Here is a 20,347-nt window from a genome sequence, read left to right on the forward strand (position 1 = left end):
ACGCGAACGTAAGTTTACTTTCGTCGGAAGGCAACCGCCCAGATGCGGTCCGCGATTTCAGCGCTCGGTCAGCTTGAGTTCGATACGGCGGTTCTGCTGCCGTGCCTCCGGTGAGTCACCTTCTGCAATCGGCTGATATTCTCCAAAGCCGGCGGCGACCAGACGGTTTGCCGGCACGCCCTTGGAGATCAGGAACTTCACAACCGAAGTGGCACGGGCCGAGGAGAGTTCCCAATTGTCCCGGTAGCGTCCGGAGCCGGACAGCTGGACATTATCCGTATGGCCATCGACGCGCAGGACCCAGTTGATCTCCGCCGGGATTTCCTTTGCGAGATCAAGCAGCGCAGTTGCGAGCTTCGCCATTTCCGCTTGCCCTTCCGGATTGAGTTCATTGCCGCCGGAAGGGAAGAGCACTTCGGATTGGAAGACAAAGCGGTCGCCGACGATACGGATGTTTTCACGATCGGACAGAATTTCGCGCAACCGCCCGAAGAAGTCGGATCGATAGCGGTTCAGTTCCTGCACCCGCTGCGCCAGCGCGACATTGAGGCGGCGGCCGAGATCGGCGATCTTGACCTGAGAAGAGGCATCCTTGGCTTCGGAGGCCTGCAGCGCGGCTTCGACCGAGGCAATCTGCGCCCTCAGCGCCGCAATCTGCTGGTTGAGCAACTCGATCTGCGCGGAGGCGCGGGAATTGGCCTGCCGCTGCTCGTCCAGTTCACCAGTGAGACTGCCGATACGGGCGTTGGCGTTGGCATTGTTGCCCGAGCCGGCGTCGAGCAGTGCCTGCAGCCGCGACCGTTCATTCTCAGACGCGGCAAGAGTGGATTGCAGGCTCGCCAAGGCGTCCTCAACATCCTGCTTGTTGCCCTTTTCCATGGCCAGAAGTTCGGTCAATTCGGCAATCTGGCTGTTGAGACGCGTCAGCACCTCGTCCTTGCCGGTAATCTCACGCGACAGCACAAATTGCGCGAGCACGAAGACCGTCAGCAGAAACATGATGGCCATCAGCAGCGTCGACAGAGCATCGACGAAGCCCGGCCAATAATCCACACCCCTGTCGCGGCGGCGGTTGCGCGCAAGCGCCATGGCTATTCGCTCCCGTTATCGTGCCGGGTGCGTCCGGAAGACTTCGTATCGCTGTCAATTCGCGCCGAAAGCCGGTCGAGCGTGCGGCGGAGCGATTTGGATTCCTCCTGCTGCGCCTCGATCCAGTCGCGCAACATCTGCTGTTCGCTGCGCATGTTCTTGACCAGACCCTGAATGCCTTCGGCAAGACTGGTCATGGCCGCCAGCGAACGCTCGGTGCTCACCACGGCCCCTGCTTCGCCCATGGACTCCCTTGGGGCGTCCGTCGTATCCGTTACCGAGGACAGCCAGTTTTCAAGCTGGGTGTAAAAACGGTTCTGGGCGCGGCCGGCCTGAAGATCGAGAAAACCGAGAATCAGCGAACCGGAAAGACCAAGCAGTGACGAGGAAAAGGCCGTTCCCATACCCGCCAGCGGCGCGGTGAGACCGGCCTTGAGCGAACCGAGAATATCATTGCTGTCACCGGCGCTTGGGTCGAGAGACTGGATGACGTTGCTGATGGCGCCAATGGTGCCGATAAGGCCCCAGAAGGTGCCGAGCAGGCCAAGAAATACCAGTAAGCCGACGAGATAACGTGATGTGTCACGCGTCTCGTCGAGGCGCGTTGCGATGGAATCGAGGATCGTGCGTTGCGTAACGGCAGAAAGGCGGACTTCACCACGCTTGCCGATCAGCGTGCTCATCGGCGCAAGCAGTTTGGGCGCGCGACCGACCTTTTCGACGCTGCCGGCGGCACGAAAGGCGTTGAACCAGCGGACTTCCGAACGCAGGCTCATCGTCTGCGTAAACACCAGAATGATGCCGATGGCGAGCACGCCGAGAATGAAGCCGTTGAGCCCCGGATTGGTCATGAAGGCGGTGTGCGCCTGCCGATAGAGAATCGCTGCCAGAAAGCCGACGAGGATCAGAAACAGAACCATCGTCCAGAGAAACGGTGTGGGGCTGGACAGCTTGTGGCTGTATTGCCGTGTGGTCACCGGTTTCTCGACGCCAAGATCGAGCAGCTCCGAATCCGCCATAACGTTCGCATTCCCTTTGGTCAGCTATCCAGCGGAAGCTATTTGAAAATTGCGACGATTTGAAGCGAAAAGCCGGTCTTTCGTCACAGGCCTTTCACGAAAAAAGGCACGGAGCCGGGCGAGGGAAAACAAAAATGCCCGGCGAACATTCGCCGGGCATCGAAAACTTGTGAAAAACGGCAGGTTTTCTGCTGAAAACCAATCAGCGGCCCGGAATAGGGCGGTTGGCCACCTCAACGAGCGCCTTGTGGATATATTCGTTGCCTGCAGCAACGGAACTGCTGCCGAAGATATCCGTGCCGCCCTTGATGTCGGAGGCGAAACCACCGGCTTCCCGAATCAGCACGAGGCCGGCCGCCATGTCCCATGGCGAAAGATCGGCTTCCCAGTAACCGTCGAGACGGCCAGCGGCGACATAGGCGAGATCGAGCGACGCCGCACCCATGCGACGGATGCCTGCAGCCTCCCCCATGACGTGACGGAGCTCGACCAGGAACTTGCCGTGGTTGCCGCGGCCGAGATGCGGCACGCCGCAGCCGATGACGCAATCCGTCAGCGCCTTGCGCGCGGCAACGCGGATGCGGCGGTCGTTGAGGAACGCGCCGCCGCCACGCTCGGCGGTGTAGAGTTCGTCGGTGGCAGGATTGAAGATCACACCGGCGACGACTTCGCCGTTACGCTCAAGCGCGATGGAAACCGCAAAATGCGGAATGCCGTGCAGGAAGTTGGTTGTGCCATCAAGCGGATCGACGATCCAGCGATGAGCACCATCGGTTCCCTTTTCCTCGCCGCCTTCTTCACCCAGGAAATCATAGGTCGGGCGCGCCTTCATCAGCTCCTCGCGCACGATCTTCTCGGCCTTCAGATCCGCCTGCGAAACGAAGTCGCTCGGTCCCTTGACCGAGACCTGCAGGTTCTGCACTTCACCGAAGTCACGCGACAAAGACTTACCCGCCTTGATGGCGGCCTGAACCATGACATTGAGAAGGGCTGAACGGGCCATCGATGTTTTTTCCTGGAAAGCTTGCGAACCGCCCGGAAGCTCACCGGGCAGGCACGTCATTATTTTCTTGAATTGAAAGTTTGCGGTTCAAGACCACAAAACGCGCGGAAATTCAAGGTAAAAAGCCCATGGGTCAACCCCGGTCAGGGAACGCAACCCTTCCATCAGGTCGGACGGAAACGATTTGCGGCCTCGATCGCCTTCTTCTGCTGCTCGTCATTGATGCCGAGATAGAAGTCCTCGAGAGACGGATCCTTCAATCCGGCTCGGCGGGAAAGCACGTACCATTTGGCTGCCTCAACCGGATCAGGCCGGGTACCGAGTGCCTGAATATAGAGATGTGCAACCTTGTTCTGCGCCACGACATTACCGCGCTGTGCTGCGCCATAGAGCCAGCGGAAGCCTTCGTCGAGATTACGCTCGCCACCAAATCCGTTGATCAGCCAGATACCGAGATCGACCTGTGCAGTGTCGTAGCCGGCCTTTGCAGCGCGCATCAACCAGTCGCGCGCCTTTGCCTTTTTCTCGGCCGGCACATCCTTCACCGACCAGTAAATTTGCGATACCGCATATTGCGCATCGGCAATGCCCTGTTCGGCGGATTTTTCATAGAAGGGTAAAGCCATCAGCAGACCCTTGGCGCCCGGATTTTCCGAAACCAATATCTGGCCCCAGTTGAACTGGGCAGAGGCGTTGCCGGCTTCCGCTGCACGACGCATGAAATCATCGGCCTTCGCCTTGTCGCGCGTAACGAATTTCCCTTCCATCAGGATAAGGGCAAATTTGAACATGGCGACGGGATCGCCGCCCTGTGCGGCCTGCTGATACCAGAACGCGGCTGTTTTCTCGTCACGCGCAATGCCAAGTCCGCGCGACATCATTTCCGCCACCAGCGTCTGGGCGGGTGCATCACCGTTCTGCGCGCGGTTCAGCGCCTTATCAAGCGCCTGCACGTACTCGCCGCGCTGGAAATGGCCATAGGCCTCATCCACCCGGCCCTTGAATTCCTTCTCAGGCGGCAGTGCCGGCAGATCCGCACCCATGCGCTGATAGACGTTCACGCCGGCTGAAGGCTGCAAGTCCTTCTGCTCTTCGGATTGCACTCTGCCCTGACGGGTCGGCTGAGCCTCATTTTCCAGCTGTCGGGAAAGCGCATTGTTTTCACTTTGCGGCCCGGATTGAGCAAGAGCGACACCCGCTGGCGCGCCGAAAGCAAACGCCAGCAGCGAAACAGAGAGGCCGAAATGAAGCGAGCGCATGATCATCGCCTGTATCAACCGTCAAACCGTGGCGCTTTTTCGTCAAGCAAAGCGTTGATTTCAGAAACGGCCTGGGCGGCGCCACCGACATTGTCGAAAACGCCGCTGCGCATAGCCACGAACTCCACGCCCGTCTCCGCCACGGCAACCACGGACGAGAGGTCCGTGCCGCCCATGACGATGGCGGGGATTTCGATCATCGACGCCCACCACTCACCGAGCGCCAGGTTCTTGGGATGCGCCTCGGGCTTGATGTCGCCTTCGAGCTTCCCGAAAAACACGTAATCCGGGTTGGCCTCGCCCTGCTCCAGAGCCTTGTGGCGGTCATCGGCATTTCCGCCGCCGACGATCAGTTTCGGGGTGAATTTTTCCACAGCCTCCGAAAGCGCCTCGGCGTTACCGACCACATGCAGCCCGTCCGCCTTCACCCGGCCGGCAACACGGCTGTCACCGGCAATGAGCGCCGCGGCACCCGACGCCTGGACGAGGGGTACGATCAGTTCGGCGCGTTTCTGGAAAGCGGCGTCATCCAGACCGTATTGCGGAATGATGACCGAAGCGACATCGCCTCCCCGCAGCGCGGCTTCCACATCTGCGGCCTGCTTTTGCGCATCGTCCGATTGCGGGACGATCAGGACAAGGCGGCAACGGTCTTCAACAATGCTCATCGTTTCGTCCATTTCAGGCAGACGACGCTTCCGACGCGATCTGCACTCGTTTTCATATGACAAATCCGATAAACCGGACCGGCGAAAGGATCAACCATACATCCATGCTGACCGATTTTCATTTTTATCTCGCCGCCATTCCCGCAGTGGTTCTCGTCGGCCTTTCCAAAGGGGGACTGGGCGGCGCGCTGGCGCTGATGGGCGTGCCACTGATGGCGCTTGCCGTATCGCCCGTGCAGGCGGCAGCGATATTCCTGCCGATCCTGATCGTCATGGATATTGTCGCGCTTTTCGCCTGGCGGCACTACAACCATCGCCAGACGCTCCTTGTCATGCTGCCAGGGGCAATCGCCGGCATTGCGCTCGGCTGGGCAACTTCGAGCATGATCTCCGCAGATGCCATGCGTCTCGTCGTCGCCTCGGTCACGATCCTGTTCGTGTTGCGTTACTTTTATGAGAGTTTCAAAAGCCGCAACGGTCAGGAAATTCCGGCAAAACCGCAAAGGCCGGCCGCGGCCACGCTCTGGTCCAGCCTGTCCGGTTATGCGAGTTTCGTGGCCCATGCGGGTGGACCGCCCTTCCAGATCTACGTTCTGCCGCTGAAACTCGACCCGAAGACCTATACCGGCATGAGCGTGCGCTTCTTCGCCATCATGAATGCGATCAAGCTCATACCCTATTTCGCGCTTGGCGCGCTCGACGCCACCAACCTCAAGACATCGGCAAGTCTGCTGCCCGTCGCGATGCTGGCGACGCTGGCCGGTGCAAGAGTAGTGAAATACCTTAAACCATCCGTGTTTTACCCGCTGATGTATGCGATGGCGCTGATTGCGGCACTGAAACTGCTGTGGGACGGACTACCGTTCTAAATACGGCAATAAAAAAGCTCTGGCAGCAGGTTTCGCCGCCAGAGCTCGAAAGGGTCAGACCGCCGGCCCCTCATTCATCGAGGGCCAGCGATCTGCCATAAATCAATGTCTTGTGGAGGCCTTGAGCCTCTGGAGTTCATCCTTCAGGCGCAGTTTACGACGTTTAAGGTCCGCGATCTCTCTATCGTCAGACGACGGGGAAGCAAGAATACTTTCGAGCTCCTCCTCCAGAGCACCGTGTTTCTTTTCGAGCGATGCAATATGAGCCTGAATGGTCATGCGGCACGTCCTTCCTTTTTGAACCTACCTCCAGCTCTCCATCGCTGGAGTTTCAGGTTTGCGACGACAATGTGACACGGATCGATCGGCTTGTCGAAGGCGAAATGAAGGCAATAAGTGGGCAATTTGGTCGCAAGGGATAACTTCCCGTTACTGCGATTTGATGATAGAGGCTCGTGAACGATCACATACGCGCCGGAGGCTATCCGGCTGGCATAAAATGGGGATGACAAGATGCCCGATCAGGACCAGGCGGACATCAGGCTCACGCTGGCGCGGCTGCGCCAGGAGCATGAGGATTATGACGCGGCGATCAATGCGATGATCCAGACCAGCTGCGACGCGCTGCGGATACAACGCATGAAAAAGAAGAAGCTGGCCGTCAAGGACAAGATGACCCAGCTGGAAGATCAGGTCATTCCCGATATCATCGCCTGAGCCCGGAGACATTACGTGACAGCAGAAACGCCCCCCGTCGCCATCATCATGGGCAGCCAGTCCGACTGGGAGACCATGAAGAACGCCGCCGACACGCTGGATGCGCTCGACATCGAATACGAAGCCCGCATCATTTCCGCCCATCGCACTCCTGACCGGCTTTACGATTTCGCCAATGGCGCGAAAGACGAAGGCTTCAAGGTCATTATTGCGGGCGCCGGCGGCGCTGCCCATCTGCCGGGCATGACAGCTGCCATGACGCCGCTTCCGGTCTTCGGCGTTCCGGTCCAATCGAAGACCATGTCCGGTCAGGACAGCCTCTATTCCATCGTGCAGATGCCCGCCGGCATCCCTGTCGGCACGCTCGCTATCGGCAAGGCCGGCGCGATCAATGCGGCCCTTCTCGCGGCCGCGGTGCTGGCGCTTGGCGATGAAGACCTTGCCGATCGCCTGGACGCCTGGCGTGCGCGCCAGTCGGCGGCTGTCGCGGAATACCCCATGGACAGCGCCCAGTGACGACACACGACATGGAAAAGACAACCAACCTCACCATCGGTATCATCGGTGGCGGGCAACTCGGCCGCATGCTGGCGATGGCCGCGGCGCGTCTCAACCACCGTACCATCGTGCTGGAGCCGCAGGCGGATTGTCCCGCGGCACAGGCCTGCAACGACCAGATTGTGGCAGCATATGATGACGAAAAAGCACTTGCGCAACTCGCAAGCCGCTGTGATGTCGTGACCTACGAATTCGAGAACGTGCCCGTCGCCGCGGCAGAAAAACTCAGCGCCTCGGTTCCCGTTTACCCGCCGGCACAGGCGCTCAGCGCCTCACAGGATCGCTTGACGGAAAAACGCTTCCTCAACGATTGCGGCATTCCAACCGCCGATTTCCGCGCCGTGGATAGCCAGGAAGAGCTGGAAGCCGCGCTGGCCGCCTTTGGCGGCAAAGGTGTGCTGAAAACCCGTCGCATGGGTTATGACGGCAAGGGCCAGCGCCTCTTCCGGGGTGGCGAAGACCTCGCGGGCGCGTTTGCAGCGCTTGGCGGCGTGCCGCTGATTCTTGAAAGCTTCATCGCCTTCGAACGCGAAATTTCGATCATCGCCGCCCGTTTCCGGGACGGGACCGTGACCTGTTACGATCCGGCCGAGAACGTTCATCTGAACGGCATCCTGCACACATCCACCGTGCCGGCCGCACTTTCGGATGCCGCCAGGGGTATTGCCGTGCAATCGGCGGAAAAACTCCTGGCCGCTCTGGATTACGTCGGCGTTATCGGCATCGAGTTTTTCGTCCTGCCGGATGGATCGCTGGTCGCCAATGAAATGGCGCCCCGCGTGCACAATACTGGCCACTGGACGGAGGCGGCCTGTGTGATCTCGCAATTCGAACAGCATATCCGTGCCGTATCGGGCCTTAACCCTGGCAACACGAATCGCCATTCCGACTGCATCATGACCAATCTGATCGGCGATGACATCAACGACGTACCGGCATGGCTGTCGAAAAAGGATAGTCTCGTACACCTCTACGGCAAGACGGAAGCACGGCCGGGCCGCAAGATGGGCCACGTGACGCAGCTTCTGCACACAGGAAAAGCCTAGTCTTTTAAGGCAAAGACGCGGGCAAGTGTTGACAGGCAGGGCTCAAACAGGTATCTGCCTGCCAACCGAAAAGAGCGCGCCCCGTTGCGCGCTTTTGATTGTTTGAATAGCACGGCACAAACCGTGCAAAACTGCGGACCAGTAAAATGAAGATCAAGAATTCGCTTAAAGCGCTTAAGGCCCGTCATCGCGATAACCGCCTGGTTCGCCGCAAGGGCCGCGTCTACATCATCAACAAGCAGAACCCGCGCTTCAAGGCTCGTCAGGGCTGATTGACTGCGACTGCGGTTCGCGATCAGATCGCGGATCACTTTGTTGACAGACCAGAAGTTTGCATTTGATATTGGGCGCAGTCGGGTTAAGCTTTAACCCATGCGCCCAAATCGTTTTTGCACCGCTCTCATTATTGCTCAGGGCTTCATGGTCTCAAGCCTCGCGTTTGCGGGAACGGCTGCTGTTGCCCAAGCGGCAGACGGAAAGCCAGCTGTTGCTGTCGAATCGGCGCCATCACCCGCCAAGACAATCGACACGCTTTTCGCTTCGCTGAAAAAGGAACGGAATGCGGTCAAGGCGCGCAGCATCGCCAACCAGATCGCCTCCGAATGGAATGATTCCGGCAGCGCAACGATCAATCTCCTGATGCAATGGGCAGGCGAAGCTGCCGACGAAAAGCGCAACGCCGCCGCTTACGATTTTCTCGACCAGGTTGTTTTGCTCGATCCCGACTATGTGCAGGCGCCCTATCGCCGCGCCATGGTCCATTTCGCCGATGGCGACACCCGCAAGGCAATGGCAGACATCAACCTGACGCTGGAAATAGAGCCGCGCTATTTCCCTGCCCTCGCAAGCCTGGCCAACATCCTCGAAGCCTCCGGCCGCGACGAGCTGGCGCTGAAAGCCTGGGAGCGTTATCTGGCGCTTTATCCTGCAGACAAGGACGCCCGCAAGGAAGCCATCGACCTTTCAGAAAAGCTGGCTGGCACGCGCGGCTGATGTCGAGGGCAGTCAAACAAAAATCGCCGCAGAAGCGGCGATTTTTCATTGAGGCATTTTCAGCCGATCATTCCATGCCGAGCGCGGCCATATAAGTCTGAAGAATCGTTTCTTCCTCGATGCGTTCGTTGGCATCCTTCTTGCGCAGGCGGATGATGGTACGGATCGCCTTGGTATCGTACCCACGCCCCTTCGCTTCGCCCATGACATCCTTGATATCACCCTGAATAGCAGCCTTTTCTTCTTCGAGGCGCTCGACGCGCTCGATGAACTGACGCAGTTCGGCGGCGGCGACGGTTTCGGTGGTGCTGCTTTCGTCCATCATATCATCCTTCATTGGCGGCCCGCATGTGGGCCTTGTTCATTCAAACTGGCAAGGCGTTCGCCGGTCGCTGCCAGCAGGCAGCAAAATTCAGGCCTGTGAACTGCCCACTGAAAGGCGTCCCGTCAAGTCGATTCCGTCGGTGAAGACTTATTCCTTGGGCCGGTTCTGCTCGAAAGCGGCTTTCTGGTCGCCACTCGCTTCGCCCTGGTATTTCTCTTTCCAATCCTCATAGGGCATGCCGTAGACAATTTCCCGGGATTTTTCCTTGCTGAGCGGAACACCCGCTTCCTCGGCCGCTTCACGGTACCAGTTGGAAAGGCAGTTGCGGCAGAAGCCCGCGAGATTCATCAGGTCGATGTTCTGCACATCATGGCGTTCACGAAGATGTTTGACGAGACGCCGGAATGCGGCCGCCTCAAACTCGATCTGCCCGTTGTCGTTCTCATTTGTCATGGCGAAACTCCAGGCTCAATAGGGGCCGGTGCGGGAAGCGAACAGCTGATATTCATGTAGAACCGGATCGTCATTCATTGCGGCGAAAATGGGAGCGAGCCGGTCCGACCATTCGGCGATCCCCTCCTCGTTGCCGATCAGATCCTGCCTGACCTCCAGAAGTGCGTGCGGTATACCCTTCGCCATACAATGGCGATACATGGTATCGCCCTTGAGTGCTCCATCATAGGGTTCGTTGTCGCCGACGAGAATGTCGCCGGTGGCGCGCAAATGCGCCAGCAGCGGATCGACCGCACGATGATCCGTATCCCACAGAACCGCCGCATGCCATGGCCTCGGCGTTTCCTTCCAGAACGGGGTATAGGAATGCAGTGACAGGACGAGCGGCGCTTCTTCCGAGGCCTCGGCCACACGGGTCAGCACGCTGTCCACGGCATTGTGATAAGGCCGGTGAAAAGTCTCGATCCGCCTTTGCCATTCCTCGTCGGAAATCGGATAGTTTCCAGGGATGATCGCTCCGTCCGAGATTTTCATGATGAGAGTTGGATCGTCCTCACCACGATTCGGATCGATCAGCAGCCGCGAGAAACGCCCGAGCACCGCCGGCACGTCAAGGCGCGCAGCCAGCGAGCGCGTTAGCCCCTCTATACCGATATCAAATGCGATGTGGCGGTGAAAAGCGGTTTGCGGAAGACCAAGATTGCCGTAGTGTGCCGGCAGAAGGTTCATGGCGTGGTCTGCCAGCAGAACCATGCCTTTGTCATAATCGCCTTCTATGATTTCATAGGGTATGAAGTCGTTCATCGATGATTTTTCTGGGGCAGCATTGAGGAGAGAAACTTGATGGCATGGCTTGAGGCCGGGCGCAAGTTACGGCGGAAGAACAGCCATCTACCTTATCGCACTCACGATCCCACGAACAATATAATCGATTAAACTCGCGTTGACTTTCTTGGGCGGCCACGCCAAGAAGTGTGTTCATTATAACCATGGAATCCGGATGGAAGCCGTGACTCAGTCATCTCTCGCTCGTCCCCGCCACATCAGGCACCTCGCCCGTCTTTTTTCCATAGCGGCATTGTTTCTGACCCCTTTCATGATCGCGGCGCCCGCGTATGCGGATTTTCGCGTCTGCAATAGCACGCAGAATCTCGTGGGGGTCGCAATTGGCTATCGGGCACAGGAGGGCTGGGTCAGCGAAGGCTGGTGGCAGGTCCCCGCCTCGACCTGCGCGACGCTGATCGAAGGTGAACTGCAGTCACGTTATTATTATCTCTATGCCGAGGATGCCGCTCATGGCGGCCGCTGGACCGGTGACGTCAACATGTGCGTGGCGGAAAACGAGTTCAAGATCACCGGTGTGGATGATTGTTATGCCCGCAGCTTCCAGAGAATGGGTTTCAAGGAATATGACACGGGCAGACAGGGCAGCTGGATGGTCCAGCTTTCCGATACGCCAGGCACACAGGGAAATCAAAACTGATGAAGCGTAACCGCAAAGTCAAAATTCTTGCAACTCTCGGCCCTGCCTCCTCTGATGAGGCCATGATCGAAAAGCTGCATCTCGCCGGCGCGGATCTTTTCCGGATCAACATGAGCCATGCGAGCCACGACCTGATGCGGACGCTCATTCAGCGCATCCGTTCGGTCGAGAGCCGCAACGGCCGCCCCATCGGCATTCTGGCCGACCTGCAGGGTCCCAAGCTGCGCGTCGGAAAATTTGCGGAAGGCAAGGTCGAGCTCGTACCTGGCCAGACCTTCACCCTTGATAACAACGACGCACCCGGCGACAACACCCGCGTTTTCCTGCCGCACCCCGAAATTCTCGAGGCGGTCAAACCGGGCCATCGCCTGCTGATCGATGACGGCAAGCTGCATCTGCGCGCTGAAAAGAGCGACGGCAAGAGCATCGTCACCACGGTCATTTCCGGCACGCGCATTTCCGACCGCAAGGGTATCAGCCTGCCCGACACTCTGCTCGGCGTCGGCGTTCTCACCGACAAGGACCGCGTCGACCTCGATGCCGTGCTGGAAACCAACGAGGTAGACTGGGTCGCGCTTTCCTTCGTCCAGCGTCCTGAGGACCTGGCTGAAGTGCGCAAGATCGCACGCGGCCGCGTCGGCCTTATGTCCAAGATCGAAAAGCCGCAGGCGGTCGAGCGCATCGAAGAAATCATCGAGCTTTCTGACGCCCTGATGGTTGCCCGTGGCGACCTTGGCGTCGAAATGCCGCTGGAAGCCGTTCCGGGCATTCAGAAGCAGCTGACGCGCGCCTGCCGCCGCGCAGGCAAGCCGGTCGTGGTTGCCACGCAGATGCTCGAATCGATGATAACAGCGCCTGTACCGACCCGCGCTGAAGTGTCCGACGTCGCCACCGCCGTCTTCGAAGGCGCTGACGCGATCATGCTCTCTGCCGAGTCTGCCTCTGGCGATTATCCGGTAGAAGCCGTTTCCACCATGGCCTCCATCGCAAGCACCGTGGAACAGGATCCGCATTATTCCAACATCATCTACGCGCAGCGCGCCCAGCCGGAACCGACAGGCGCCGATGCGATTTCGCTGGCCGCCCGCCAGATTGCCGAAACCCTGAAGCTTGCGGCAATCGTCACCTACACATCTTCGGGCACGACAGGTCTGCGCGCGTCGCGTGAGCGGCCGCAGGTTCCGATCATCGCCCTCTCGCCGATCATCCAGACCGCACGCCGACTGTCGGTTGTCTGGGGTCTGCACTGCGTCGTCACCGGCGACGCCAGCGATCTGGACGACATGGTGAACCGCGCGTGTCGCATCGTCGTTTCCGAAGGCTTCGGCAAACCGGGTGACCGTATCATCATCTCCGCCGGCGTTCCGCTCGGCACACCCGGCGCGACCAACATGGTGCGTATTGCCTATATCGGCTCGGACGGCCAGAGCGGCGTCTGACGGACAGATGTCAGGAACAAAAAAACCCGCCGTCACCGGCGGGTTTTTTATTGGCCTCTCGGGCCGCATTGGCAATGAAGGCTCAGTGCATCTTGACCGGCGTGCTGAAGCGGCTCGATTCGATGGCGACCGCGCCCGGCTTGAAGCTTGCCGACGTCGCGGAAGCCGACATATCGTGGCTCAGCATGCGGTTGGCGACAACCCGCGGCGCCTTGACCGAGCGCCCGGTCGTGCCCTTGTTCTGATTGAGCGCCCAATCCGAAATCAGGTCCTGTGTCAGACGCCCGCCGCCGACCATAGCCTGGTGGGAAACCGCAGCATCCTGCTTGCTCGGGCGTGCACCCTTGGTCGGCAGGCCGGCAGTGAGACCACTATTGATGGCAGGTTTCAGATCGAAAGCGTCACCGAAGCCGGGCTGTGGTTCTGCCTTGGCCGTTTCAGCAGGTGCAACCGTGACCTTGTGATTGACGGCGGCCGGGAACGGAGCGGCTGTCGGCGTGACGGCTGACTGAACCTGCGACCGGGCAGCCTGACCGCTCTGTTCCAGAGCTGCGACCACCGTTGGTGAAAGCGTATCCTGTTGCGTCTCGGCGAGGTCGTCTTCACCCTCCGGATCGGCATTCGCGGCCGCCAGCAGGGCTTCCGCAACAGCCGGACGGTTGGCGGGGACCGGGACAGAGGCCAGTTCGCCCGCTGCTGCGGGCGTTGCGCCGTCAGCGGAAGCGGTGAGAACAGAACCCTCGGCATCCCCCTTCATGGCGCGCGGGCCGAGAAGCGTCGGCACCGGAACTGAAACCTCGGCGAGATCGGCAAATTGCTGACGCTCGGCAGGCGCGGATGTGGGTGTTGGTGTGGTCGCTGCCTGCAGCGCATCCTGGGCTGCGTTACGCGCCGGCGAATAAAGCGCGGTGGCAAGGCCGGTATTGGCAGGCGGCTGGTTGCCGAATGCGGGACGGGCCGTGGGCAGCGGAGCATCGGTCACACCCGGAAGTGCCTGGGCCGAAGCAACGGCGATTGTCGGTTCGGGCTCAGGAGCCGCCTGCTGCGGAGCTGCCGGGCGAGCAACCGCCGGGCGTTCGGCGGGCTCGGGCGCTGCGATGCTATCGGGATCTTCATCCTCGTCACCGCCGCCAAACAGGGCCTGCAACAGGGTCTTGCGCTTGCCGCCGCCCGAAGAGGCCGGGCCGGCACCGGCACTGGAAGCAACCTGAATGGAAGAGGAACTGACGCGCTTCTTGTAATCGGCAAGCGCCTGCTCATAACCGGGAAGCGGCTTGCCATCGGAAGGAAGATGCAGCGTATTGCCATTAGGGAAGATGCGGACGAGTTCCTGGCGGCTCATGCGCGGCCAGGCACGAACGCCGCCGACATCCATATGGACGAAAGGAGATCCCGATGTCGGATAGAAACCGACGCCGCCGATCTGCATCTGCATGCCGATCTCGCGAAGACGGGAAAGTTTCACGCCGGGGATATAAAAGTCCATGGCCTTGCCCAGCATGTGCTGGCTCTTTTCTGCGACACCCTTGGTGCGCGTGCGCAGAAGACCATTGGTTTCAGGCGAGCGGAAAGCCGACACGACGTTGATATAATCGGTGGCGCCGCTGCGGCGATAGACTTCCCAGACGAGATCGAAAAGGCGCGGGTCCATGCGCGTCGGCTGGTTGCGACGCCAGTCGCGCAGGAATCGGTTCAGCTCCTGCAGACCCTTCTGGTCATATTTTCCATTGCGCTTGAAGGTGATGACCGCCTTCTCGCGTGTGTGGATATAATACAGCTTGAGACTGCGCGTTTCGGCGGCGGCTTCCGTCGCCGAAACACCAACGAAAGGCATTGCGGCGAGCATCAGGCAGGCAAAGGTGACAGCGCGTGCCGACAGCTTCGTGCATATATCCTTGATCAAGCCGCGCGCCATCTTGCCTGAAAGCGCGTTATTCCGATGCAGATATGGCAATTCGATCCCCGCCTGGAAGACAATTTCTGTCACATTGCCTCAAATGAACGTCAAATACGGTGACACGATGGCAAAATTGCCACACACATACAACCTTCCTCTATATAGTGAATCAGCCACTAACAAGAGGTTTATAGACGGTAAGCGGATATCCTTGCTCAGAAGTTAACGAATTTTGCGATCTGCCCTCGAATAAGTGCCTTGCGCGATCATGCGACGTCTCGAAGCGGATCATCGGGATCGATGCCGTAATCCTTCAGCTTGCGATAAAGTGTCGAGCGGCCGATGCCGAGCTTTCTGGCGACCTGACTCATCTGCCCGCGATAGAAACGCAGGGCGAAACGAATAAGCTCCTCTTCGATCTCCGCCAGCTTTCGGATGTTGCCTGTCTCATCCGTGCTGGAGATCAGGCTTCCTCCCCTGTAGATGGTGGTGGAAACGTCCGCCGGTTCATCCGTGACGACATGGCTTTCGACGGCTGTTGCCGGTGGCGAATAGGCTGCGAGCTTCAGTGACGATCCGGATGGCGAGCGTATGACATCCTCTGCGTCATCGCCTGTCGAGAATTCCGGCAGTTGCAGCGCGATCTGCGGAAAATCGGAATCCGACAGTTCCCCGCCCTGCGACAGCACAACGGCGCGGAAGACGGCATTTTCAAGCTGGCGAATATTGCCGGGCCAGTCATAGGCGGTCAGCAGCGCCAGCGCGCTGGCATCCAGGCCGACGGGATTGGGCAGCTTTTGCTCCGCGGAAAACCGTTCGGCAAACACCCGTGCGAGGTGGGGGATATCTTCCTTCCGGCGACGCAAGGCGGGGATGGTAATCGGAAAGACGTTGAGGCGATAATAAAGATCCTCGCGGAAGCGGCCTTCCTTGACCTCCTCGATGAGATTCTTGTTGGTGGCCGAGATCAGCCGCACATTTACTTTCTGCACCCGAGCGGAACCGACGGTTTCTATTTCGCCTTGCTGGACGGCGCGCAGCAGCTTGACCTGCACGTCCAGCGGCAGATCGCCGATCTCGTCCAGGAACAGCGTGCCACCATCCGCTTCCATGAATTTGCCGACGTGCTTTTCCGTCGCGCCGGTGAAGGCGCCCTTCTCGTGACCGAACAGAATGCTTTCCACCAGATTATGGGGAATAGCGCCGCAATTGACTGTAATAAAGGGCTTGTTCGCCCGGTCGCCGGCGGACTGGATGGCCCGGGCGACCATTTCCTTGCCCACGCCCGACTCACCCTCAAGCACCACGGGAATGCTGGACTGCGCGGCGCGCTGCGCCAGTTCGATCACCCTCAGCATTGCGGGGCTTGCGGAAACGATATCGGTAAAATTCACTGCATTGCTCCGTCCGCGCCTGCCCGTGCGGGCCTTTGCCTCTCTTCTGTCGAGCTTGAGCGCATTGGAGATGGCGGCGCCGATCCTTTCCGGTGAGACCGGCTTGACGACGAAATCGAAGGCGCCGGCGCGCATTGCCTGCACCACCGTGTCGATGCCGCCCTGCCCCGTCTGGACGATGACCGGAACGTCGACGCCCAGTTCACCGACGGCTTTCAGAAAACCGAGACCATCCATCTCCGGCATCATGAGATCGAGGACGACGACATTTATTTCACCGCTATATTGCTTGAGGAGCTCCAGGCCGGCCTTGCCGTTCTCGGCAAGCAGGGCCAAGTGCCCATAACGTTCCACCGCATTTTTGAGCAGGCGGCGCTGGACGGGATCGTCGTCTATCACAAGAACATGCGCGGTCATTTTTAGCTCCGGTTTCCGGTTTATGGACCTGCGTCATGCGGTCCCTTGTGCCGCACTCTGGCACGGGAGACTTGAACATCCAGTTTTGAGAATTGCTTGCATTTTATCCATTGCCGCGGGAAACAAAGGCCCCATATGCTGCGCAAAGCATAATCAGAAGGACATATCCGATGACCCTCAACCAACCCGTTCCGCAGCCTGTCTTCGCCCTCGCCGAAACAGCCGCCCCACTGCTCGGCGACCTGCCCGGCTGGAAGCTTTCGGACCTCTATCCGTCGGGAGATTCGGCCGAATACAGGGGTGACCTGGAGAAAGCGGCGTCGATGGCGGCTGCTTTCGAGCAGAAATGGAAGGGCAAGCTTGAGGCCGCCGCAAAGGCGACAGGCGAAAAGGGCATTGGCGCGGCGCTGAAGGAATATGAAGCGCTGGACGATCTTATCGGCCGCATCGGCTCTTTTGCCGGGCTCACCTATTTTTCCGACACATCCAATCCGGCAAACGGCAAACTCTACGGCGACGCCCAGGCGGAACTGACGGATATTTCCTCCCACCTCCTGTTCTTCACGCTCGAACTCAACCGCATCGACGACGCCACGATGGACGCCTGCATGGCGAATGATGCAGCTGCAGGGCATTACCGCCCCTGGCTCGTGGATTTGCGCAAGGACAAGCCGCACCAGCTCGATGATCAGCTCGAACAGCTTTTCCTTGAAAAATCGATGACCAGCGCGGCGGCGTTCAACCGCCTCTTCGACGAGACGATGGCAGATCTGCGTTTCGACATAGACGGCGCAAGCCTGCCGCTGGAAGTGACGCTCAACATGCTTCAGGAGCCGGAACCGGAAACCCGAAAGAAGGCGGCGGAAGCGCTGAGCGCCACCTTCAAGGCCAATCTGCGGGTCTTCACGCTCATCACCAACACGCTCGCCAAGGACAAGGATATTTCCGACCGCTGGCGCAAATTCGAGGATATTGCCGATAGCCGCCACCTGGCGAACCGCGTCGAGCGCGAGGTTGTCGATGCGCTGGCGGCGGCAGTCAAAAAAGCCTATCCGCGCCTTTCACATCGCTATTACGCCATGAAGGCGAAGTGGCTGGGCATGGAGCAGATGAATTATTGGGACCGTAACGCGCCCCTTCCCGATACGTCGAACACGATCATTTCGTGGGATGAGGCAAAGGATACCGTACTTTCCGCCTATGGCGACTTCGCGCCGGAAATGGCCGATATTGCCCGCCGCTTCTTCGATGAAGAATGGATCGACGCCCCTGCCCGCCCCGGCAAGGCGCCGGGTGCCTTTGCACATCCCACCGTGCCCTCGGCCCATCCCTATGTGCTGGTCAACTATCTCGGCAAACCACGCGACGTGATGACGCTTGCCCATGAGCTTGGCCATGGTGTGCATCAGGTTCTGGCCGGCGAACAGGGCGCCCTGATGTGCGCGACGCCTCTCACTCTGGCTGAAACGGCCTCGGTGTTCGGGGAAATGCTGACCTTCCGCAAACTGCTCGATGACACGAAGGATGTTCGGGAACGCAAGGCCATGCTCGCCCGCAAGGTCGAGGACATGATCAACACGGTCGTGCGCCAGATTGCTTTTTATGAATTCGAGCGCAAGCTGCACACTGCGCGCAAGCAGGGTGAACTGACCTCCGAGCAGATCGGCGACCTGTGGCTTTCCGTTCAGGCAGAGAGCCTGGGTCCGGCGATACGGATTTCCGAAGGCTATGAGACGTGGTGGACCTACATCCCCCATTTCATCCACTCGCCCTTTTATGTGTACGCCTATGCCTTTGGCGACTGCCTGGTAAACTCGCTTTATGCGGTTTACCAGAAGGCCGAGTCAGGCTTTCAGGAGAAGTATTTCGAGCTTCTGAGGGCGGGCGGCACCAAGCACCATTCGGAACTCCTGAAGCCCTTCGGCCTTGATGCGACCGATCCCTCCTTTTGGGACAAGGGGCTTTCGATGATCGAGAGGCTGATCGACGAGCTGGAAGCGCTGGATAACAGGCAGGCTTAATCTCATCCACCGGCAGAGCTATCCTGTTTCGGGCAAGCTTTGCCGGTTGATGGTGCCGGCACAGGATGCCGGTCATCAATTTAGGGCGACGAGCACAGGCCATGAAACGCAAACCCGCCGATCTGACCTTGAGGGAAACGCTGCGCTGGGAGCCACAGACCGGCTTTCAGCGCATTGACCAGCATATCCGCCGGCTGCTGCGCTCTGCCGACGCGCTCGGTTTCCGTGCCCCGGCCAATGCGGTTCAGGCGCTGGAAAAGGCGGTGGGCGGCGACAAGCCGCTCTGCGTCAGGCTGGTGATGAACTACAAGGGGGAACTGCACATCGAGACCACCGAGTTCGAGCCCCTGCGACAGGATACGGTCTGGCGGGTTCGTATCGCCCGGAACGTCACACTCGATTCCACTGATACCTTCTATCGCCACAAGTCCTCGCGCCGCGAACCCTATGACGCCGCCCGTGCTGAATTTTCAGCCGGAGAGGCCGACGAGGTGCTGCTGCTCAACGAACGCGGTGAATTGTGCGAGGGATCATCGACCAGCATTTTCGTGGAAATGCCAGATGGGCAATTGCTGACGCCACCGCTCGACAGCGGCATTCTGCCGGGCGTGCTGCGCGCCGATCTGATCCGCGAACGCAAGGCGCGTGGACAGGCGCTGAAGCCGGAAGACATTGCCGGCCGCAGGCTCTTCGTCGGCAATTCGCTGCATGGGCTGGTTGCGGCGGAACTCATCTAAACCGTTACCGCCAGAAGCCGGTCGCGGCCCTTCTCCTTAGCCGCATAAAGGGCCTGATCGGCACGCGTGAAAATATCGTCCGCGCTTTCCGCCGTCCGATAGGCCGTCATGCCGGCCGAGCAGCTGTAGGAGAAATCCGGAAAATCCGCGAGAGGTCGCGAAAGCCGAACTCGCTGCAGCAGCCGCTCGACAATGTCCCGCCCCTCGGCAAGAGACGTTCTCGGCAGGACGAGCATGAATTCTTCACCACCGATCCTTCCGAAGCAATCGACCCTGCGGATGACGGAATGGGCGACGCCGACAAAATCGCGCAGCACCGCGTCACCGCACTTATGACCGAAACGATCATTGATCTGCTTGAAAAAATCGATGTCGAGCGTGCAAAGGCAAAAAGAGGCCTCCAGCCCCTTTGAGACCTGCTCTACCTGCAACGCCAGCTTGGCGAAGACGAAGCGGCGGTTCGCCGTTCCCGTGAGTTCGTCCGTCTGGGAGGCGCGTACGGCCAGATCCCTGTCCTGCCTCAGCGTTCTGTAACCCTGGCGCAATTCGGTGACATCGCTTGCAACGCACAGCATCCAGCCATCCTGTTGCACCGTTTCCGTCATCCAGAACCAGCGACCGTCATACATGTCCATCTCAAAGGCGCGGTAAGGCAGCTTGCCGCGACGGGACTGCGCCGACAGCAGCCATCCTTCGAAATCATTGTTGCGAATGACGACACCGGTCCGCAGCCGGTGGTTCAGCCGCATGATATCCGCCCAGGTCGGAAAATCATCTTCGGCAAGCCTGAAGCTCTCCCGAAACGACGGATTGGCATGCCGCAACCGATCGTCGGAATCATAGAGGGCGATCAAAACGGGGGTGGCACTCTGAAGCGCTGTTACACGCGCGAAAAGATCACTCAACAGGCAACTCCTGTGATGGAGAAATCCCTCCCCCATCATCCCGTCAAGCCCCCCC

General features: G+C 59.4%; 22 protein-coding genes. 10 read left to right on the plus strand and 12 right to left on the minus strand.

Annotated elements, in window-relative coordinates; translation table 11 throughout:
* Positions 1-57 precede the first annotated feature (57 nt).
* From HQN82_RS17160 to HQN82_RS17180, 5 genes are all read right to left on the minus strand, one after another.
* Entirely contained in the window at positions 58-1,089 is a 1,032-nt protein-coding gene (locus HQN82_RS17160) for a peptidoglycan -binding protein (RefSeq protein ID WP_173615337.1), read from the minus strand.
* A 2-nt stretch (positions 1,090-1,091) separates the two neighbouring features.
* A complete protein-coding gene (locus tag HQN82_RS17165) occupies positions 1,092-2,108 on the minus strand; it encodes a flagellar motor protein MotA (RefSeq protein ID WP_173615338.1) in 1,017 nt (338 codons plus the stop codon).
* A 202-nt stretch (positions 2,109-2,310) separates the two neighbouring features.
* Positions 2,311-3,111, minus strand: a complete 801-nt coding sequence (locus HQN82_RS17170) for an inositol monophosphatase family protein (RefSeq protein WP_004445792.1) — start codon at positions 3,109-3,111, stop codon at positions 2,311-2,313.
* Between the two features lie 164 nt (positions 3,112-3,275).
* The gene (locus HQN82_RS17175) at positions 3,276-4,376 is read right to left on the minus strand and encodes a tetratricopeptide repeat protein (protein WP_173615339.1); all 1,101 of its coding nucleotides are present in this window, start codon (positions 4,374-4,376) and stop codon (positions 3,276-3,278) included.
* Positions 4,377-4,384: 8 nt separating this feature from the next.
* Positions 4,385-5,038, minus strand: coding sequence for a thiamine phosphate synthase (locus tag HQN82_RS17180; RefSeq protein ID WP_034497636.1), 654 nt, complete (start codon positions 5,036-5,038; stop codon positions 4,385-4,387).
* Between the two features lie 104 nt (positions 5,039-5,142).
* Here HQN82_RS17180 and HQN82_RS17185 point away from each other — a divergent pair, with 104 nt between their 5' ends.
* Complete coding sequence (locus HQN82_RS17185) at positions 5,143-5,907, plus strand: sulfite exporter TauE/SafE family protein (RefSeq protein WP_173615340.1); 765 nt, start codon at positions 5,143-5,145, stop codon at positions 5,905-5,907.
* A gap of 102 nt (positions 5,908-6,009) precedes the next feature.
* Here HQN82_RS17185 and HQN82_RS17190 read toward each other — a convergent pair whose 3' ends face one another.
* Positions 6,010-6,186: a YdcH family protein gene (locus tag HQN82_RS17190; protein WP_003506164.1), complete on the minus strand. Its 177-nt coding sequence runs from the start codon at positions 6,184-6,186 to the stop codon at positions 6,010-6,012.
* Positions 6,187-6,420: 234 nt separating this feature from the next.
* On the opposite strand from HQN82_RS17190, the gene HQN82_RS17195 reads away from it, so the two are divergent.
* From HQN82_RS17195 to HQN82_RS17215, 5 genes are all read left to right on the plus strand, one after another.
* On the plus strand, positions 6,421-6,624 hold the full coding sequence (locus HQN82_RS17195) for a YdcH family protein (protein ID WP_003497661.1): 204 nt from the start codon (positions 6,421-6,423) through the stop codon (positions 6,622-6,624).
* A gap of 48 nt (positions 6,625-6,672) precedes the next feature.
* Entirely contained in the window at positions 6,673-7,140 is a 468-nt protein-coding gene (purE, locus tag HQN82_RS17200; protein WP_034497641.1) for a 5-(carboxyamino)imidazole ribonucleotide mutase, read from the plus strand.
* An 11-nt stretch (positions 7,141-7,151) separates the two neighbouring features.
* On the plus strand, positions 7,152-8,228 hold the full coding sequence (locus HQN82_RS17205; RefSeq protein WP_173615341.1) for a 5-(carboxyamino)imidazole ribonucleotide synthase: 1,077 nt from the start codon (positions 7,152-7,154) through the stop codon (positions 8,226-8,228).
* A 146-nt stretch (positions 8,229-8,374) separates the two neighbouring features.
* Positions 8,375-8,500 (plus strand): type B 50S ribosomal protein L36, encoded by a 126-nt coding sequence (ykgO, locus tag HQN82_RS17210; RefSeq protein ID WP_003497670.1) that lies wholly within the window; start codon positions 8,375-8,377, stop codon positions 8,498-8,500.
* Between the two features lie 100 nt (positions 8,501-8,600).
* Positions 8,601-9,221 (plus strand): tetratricopeptide repeat protein, encoded by a 621-nt coding sequence (locus HQN82_RS17215; protein ID WP_173615342.1) that lies wholly within the window; start codon positions 8,601-8,603, stop codon positions 9,219-9,221.
* 67 nt (positions 9,222-9,288) lie between these two features.
* On the opposite strand, the gene HQN82_RS17220 is transcribed toward HQN82_RS17215, so the two are convergent.
* The 3 genes from HQN82_RS17220 to HQN82_RS17230 form a co-directional block, all read right to left on the minus strand.
* The gene (locus HQN82_RS17220) at positions 9,289-9,546 is read right to left on the minus strand and encodes a DUF2312 domain-containing protein (protein ID WP_173615343.1); all 258 of its coding nucleotides are present in this window, start codon (positions 9,544-9,546) and stop codon (positions 9,289-9,291) included.
* A 147-nt stretch (positions 9,547-9,693) separates the two neighbouring features.
* Entirely contained in the window at positions 9,694-9,999 is a 306-nt protein-coding gene (locus tag HQN82_RS17225) for a DUF1244 domain-containing protein (RefSeq protein WP_006697181.1), read from the minus strand.
* A 15-nt stretch (positions 10,000-10,014) separates the two neighbouring features.
* On the minus strand, positions 10,015-10,803 hold the full coding sequence (locus tag HQN82_RS17230; protein WP_173615344.1) for an N-formylglutamate amidohydrolase: 789 nt from the start codon (positions 10,801-10,803) through the stop codon (positions 10,015-10,017).
* 292 nt (positions 10,804-11,095) lie between these two features.
* On the opposite strand from HQN82_RS17230, the gene HQN82_RS17235 reads away from it, so the two are divergent.
* Both HQN82_RS17235 and pyk read left to right on the plus strand, forming a co-directional pair.
* Positions 11,096-11,482 carry a DUF1036 domain-containing protein gene (locus HQN82_RS17235; protein ID WP_318252556.1) on the plus strand — a complete coding sequence of 129 codons (387 nt, stop codon included), beginning with the start codon at positions 11,096-11,098 and terminating at the stop codon, positions 11,480-11,482.
* On the plus strand, positions 11,482-12,921 hold the full coding sequence (pyk, locus tag HQN82_RS17240) for a pyruvate kinase (protein WP_004445813.1): 1,440 nt from the start codon (positions 11,482-11,484) through the stop codon (positions 12,919-12,921). Before HQN82_RS17235 ends, pyk begins: the two co-directional genes overlap by 1 nt.
* Positions 12,922-13,003: 82 nt before the next feature.
* Here pyk and HQN82_RS17245 read toward each other — a convergent pair whose 3' ends face one another.
* Both HQN82_RS17245 and HQN82_RS17250 read right to left on the minus strand, forming a co-directional pair.
* A complete protein-coding gene (locus HQN82_RS17245; protein ID WP_173615345.1) occupies positions 13,004-14,908 on the minus strand; it encodes a peptidoglycan L,D-endopeptidase MepK in 1,905 nt (634 codons plus the stop codon).
* Between the two features lie 176 nt (positions 14,909-15,084).
* Positions 15,085-16,629 carry a sigma-54-dependent transcriptional regulator gene (locus HQN82_RS17250; RefSeq protein WP_173615346.1) on the minus strand — a complete coding sequence of 515 codons (1,545 nt, stop codon included), beginning with the start codon at positions 16,627-16,629 and terminating at the stop codon, positions 15,085-15,087.
* Positions 16,630-16,799: 170 nt separating this feature from the next.
* Here HQN82_RS17250 and HQN82_RS17255 point away from each other — a divergent pair, with 170 nt between their 5' ends.
* Together HQN82_RS17255 and HQN82_RS17260 are read left to right on the plus strand one after the other, a co-directional pair.
* A complete protein-coding gene (locus tag HQN82_RS17255; protein ID WP_173615347.1) occupies positions 16,800-18,650 on the plus strand; it encodes a M3 family oligoendopeptidase in 1,851 nt (616 codons plus the stop codon).
* A gap of 101 nt (positions 18,651-18,751) precedes the next feature.
* Positions 18,752-19,387 carry an aminotransferase class IV family protein gene (locus tag HQN82_RS17260; RefSeq protein WP_173615348.1) on the plus strand — a complete coding sequence of 212 codons (636 nt, stop codon included), beginning with the start codon at positions 18,752-18,754 and terminating at the stop codon, positions 19,385-19,387.
* Here HQN82_RS17260 and HQN82_RS17265 read toward each other — a convergent pair.
* Positions 19,384-20,292, minus strand: a complete 909-nt coding sequence (locus HQN82_RS17265) for a sensor domain-containing diguanylate cyclase (protein ID WP_006697187.1) — start codon at positions 20,290-20,292, stop codon at positions 19,384-19,386. The two genes, HQN82_RS17260 and HQN82_RS17265, sit on opposite strands and share 4 nt — an antisense overlap.
* Positions 20,293-20,347: the final 55 nt, after the last annotated feature.

Source organism: Agrobacterium pusense, assembly GCF_013285525.1.
GTDB classification, from domain to species: domain Bacteria; phylum Pseudomonadota; class Alphaproteobacteria; order Rhizobiales; family Rhizobiaceae; genus Agrobacterium; species Agrobacterium pusense.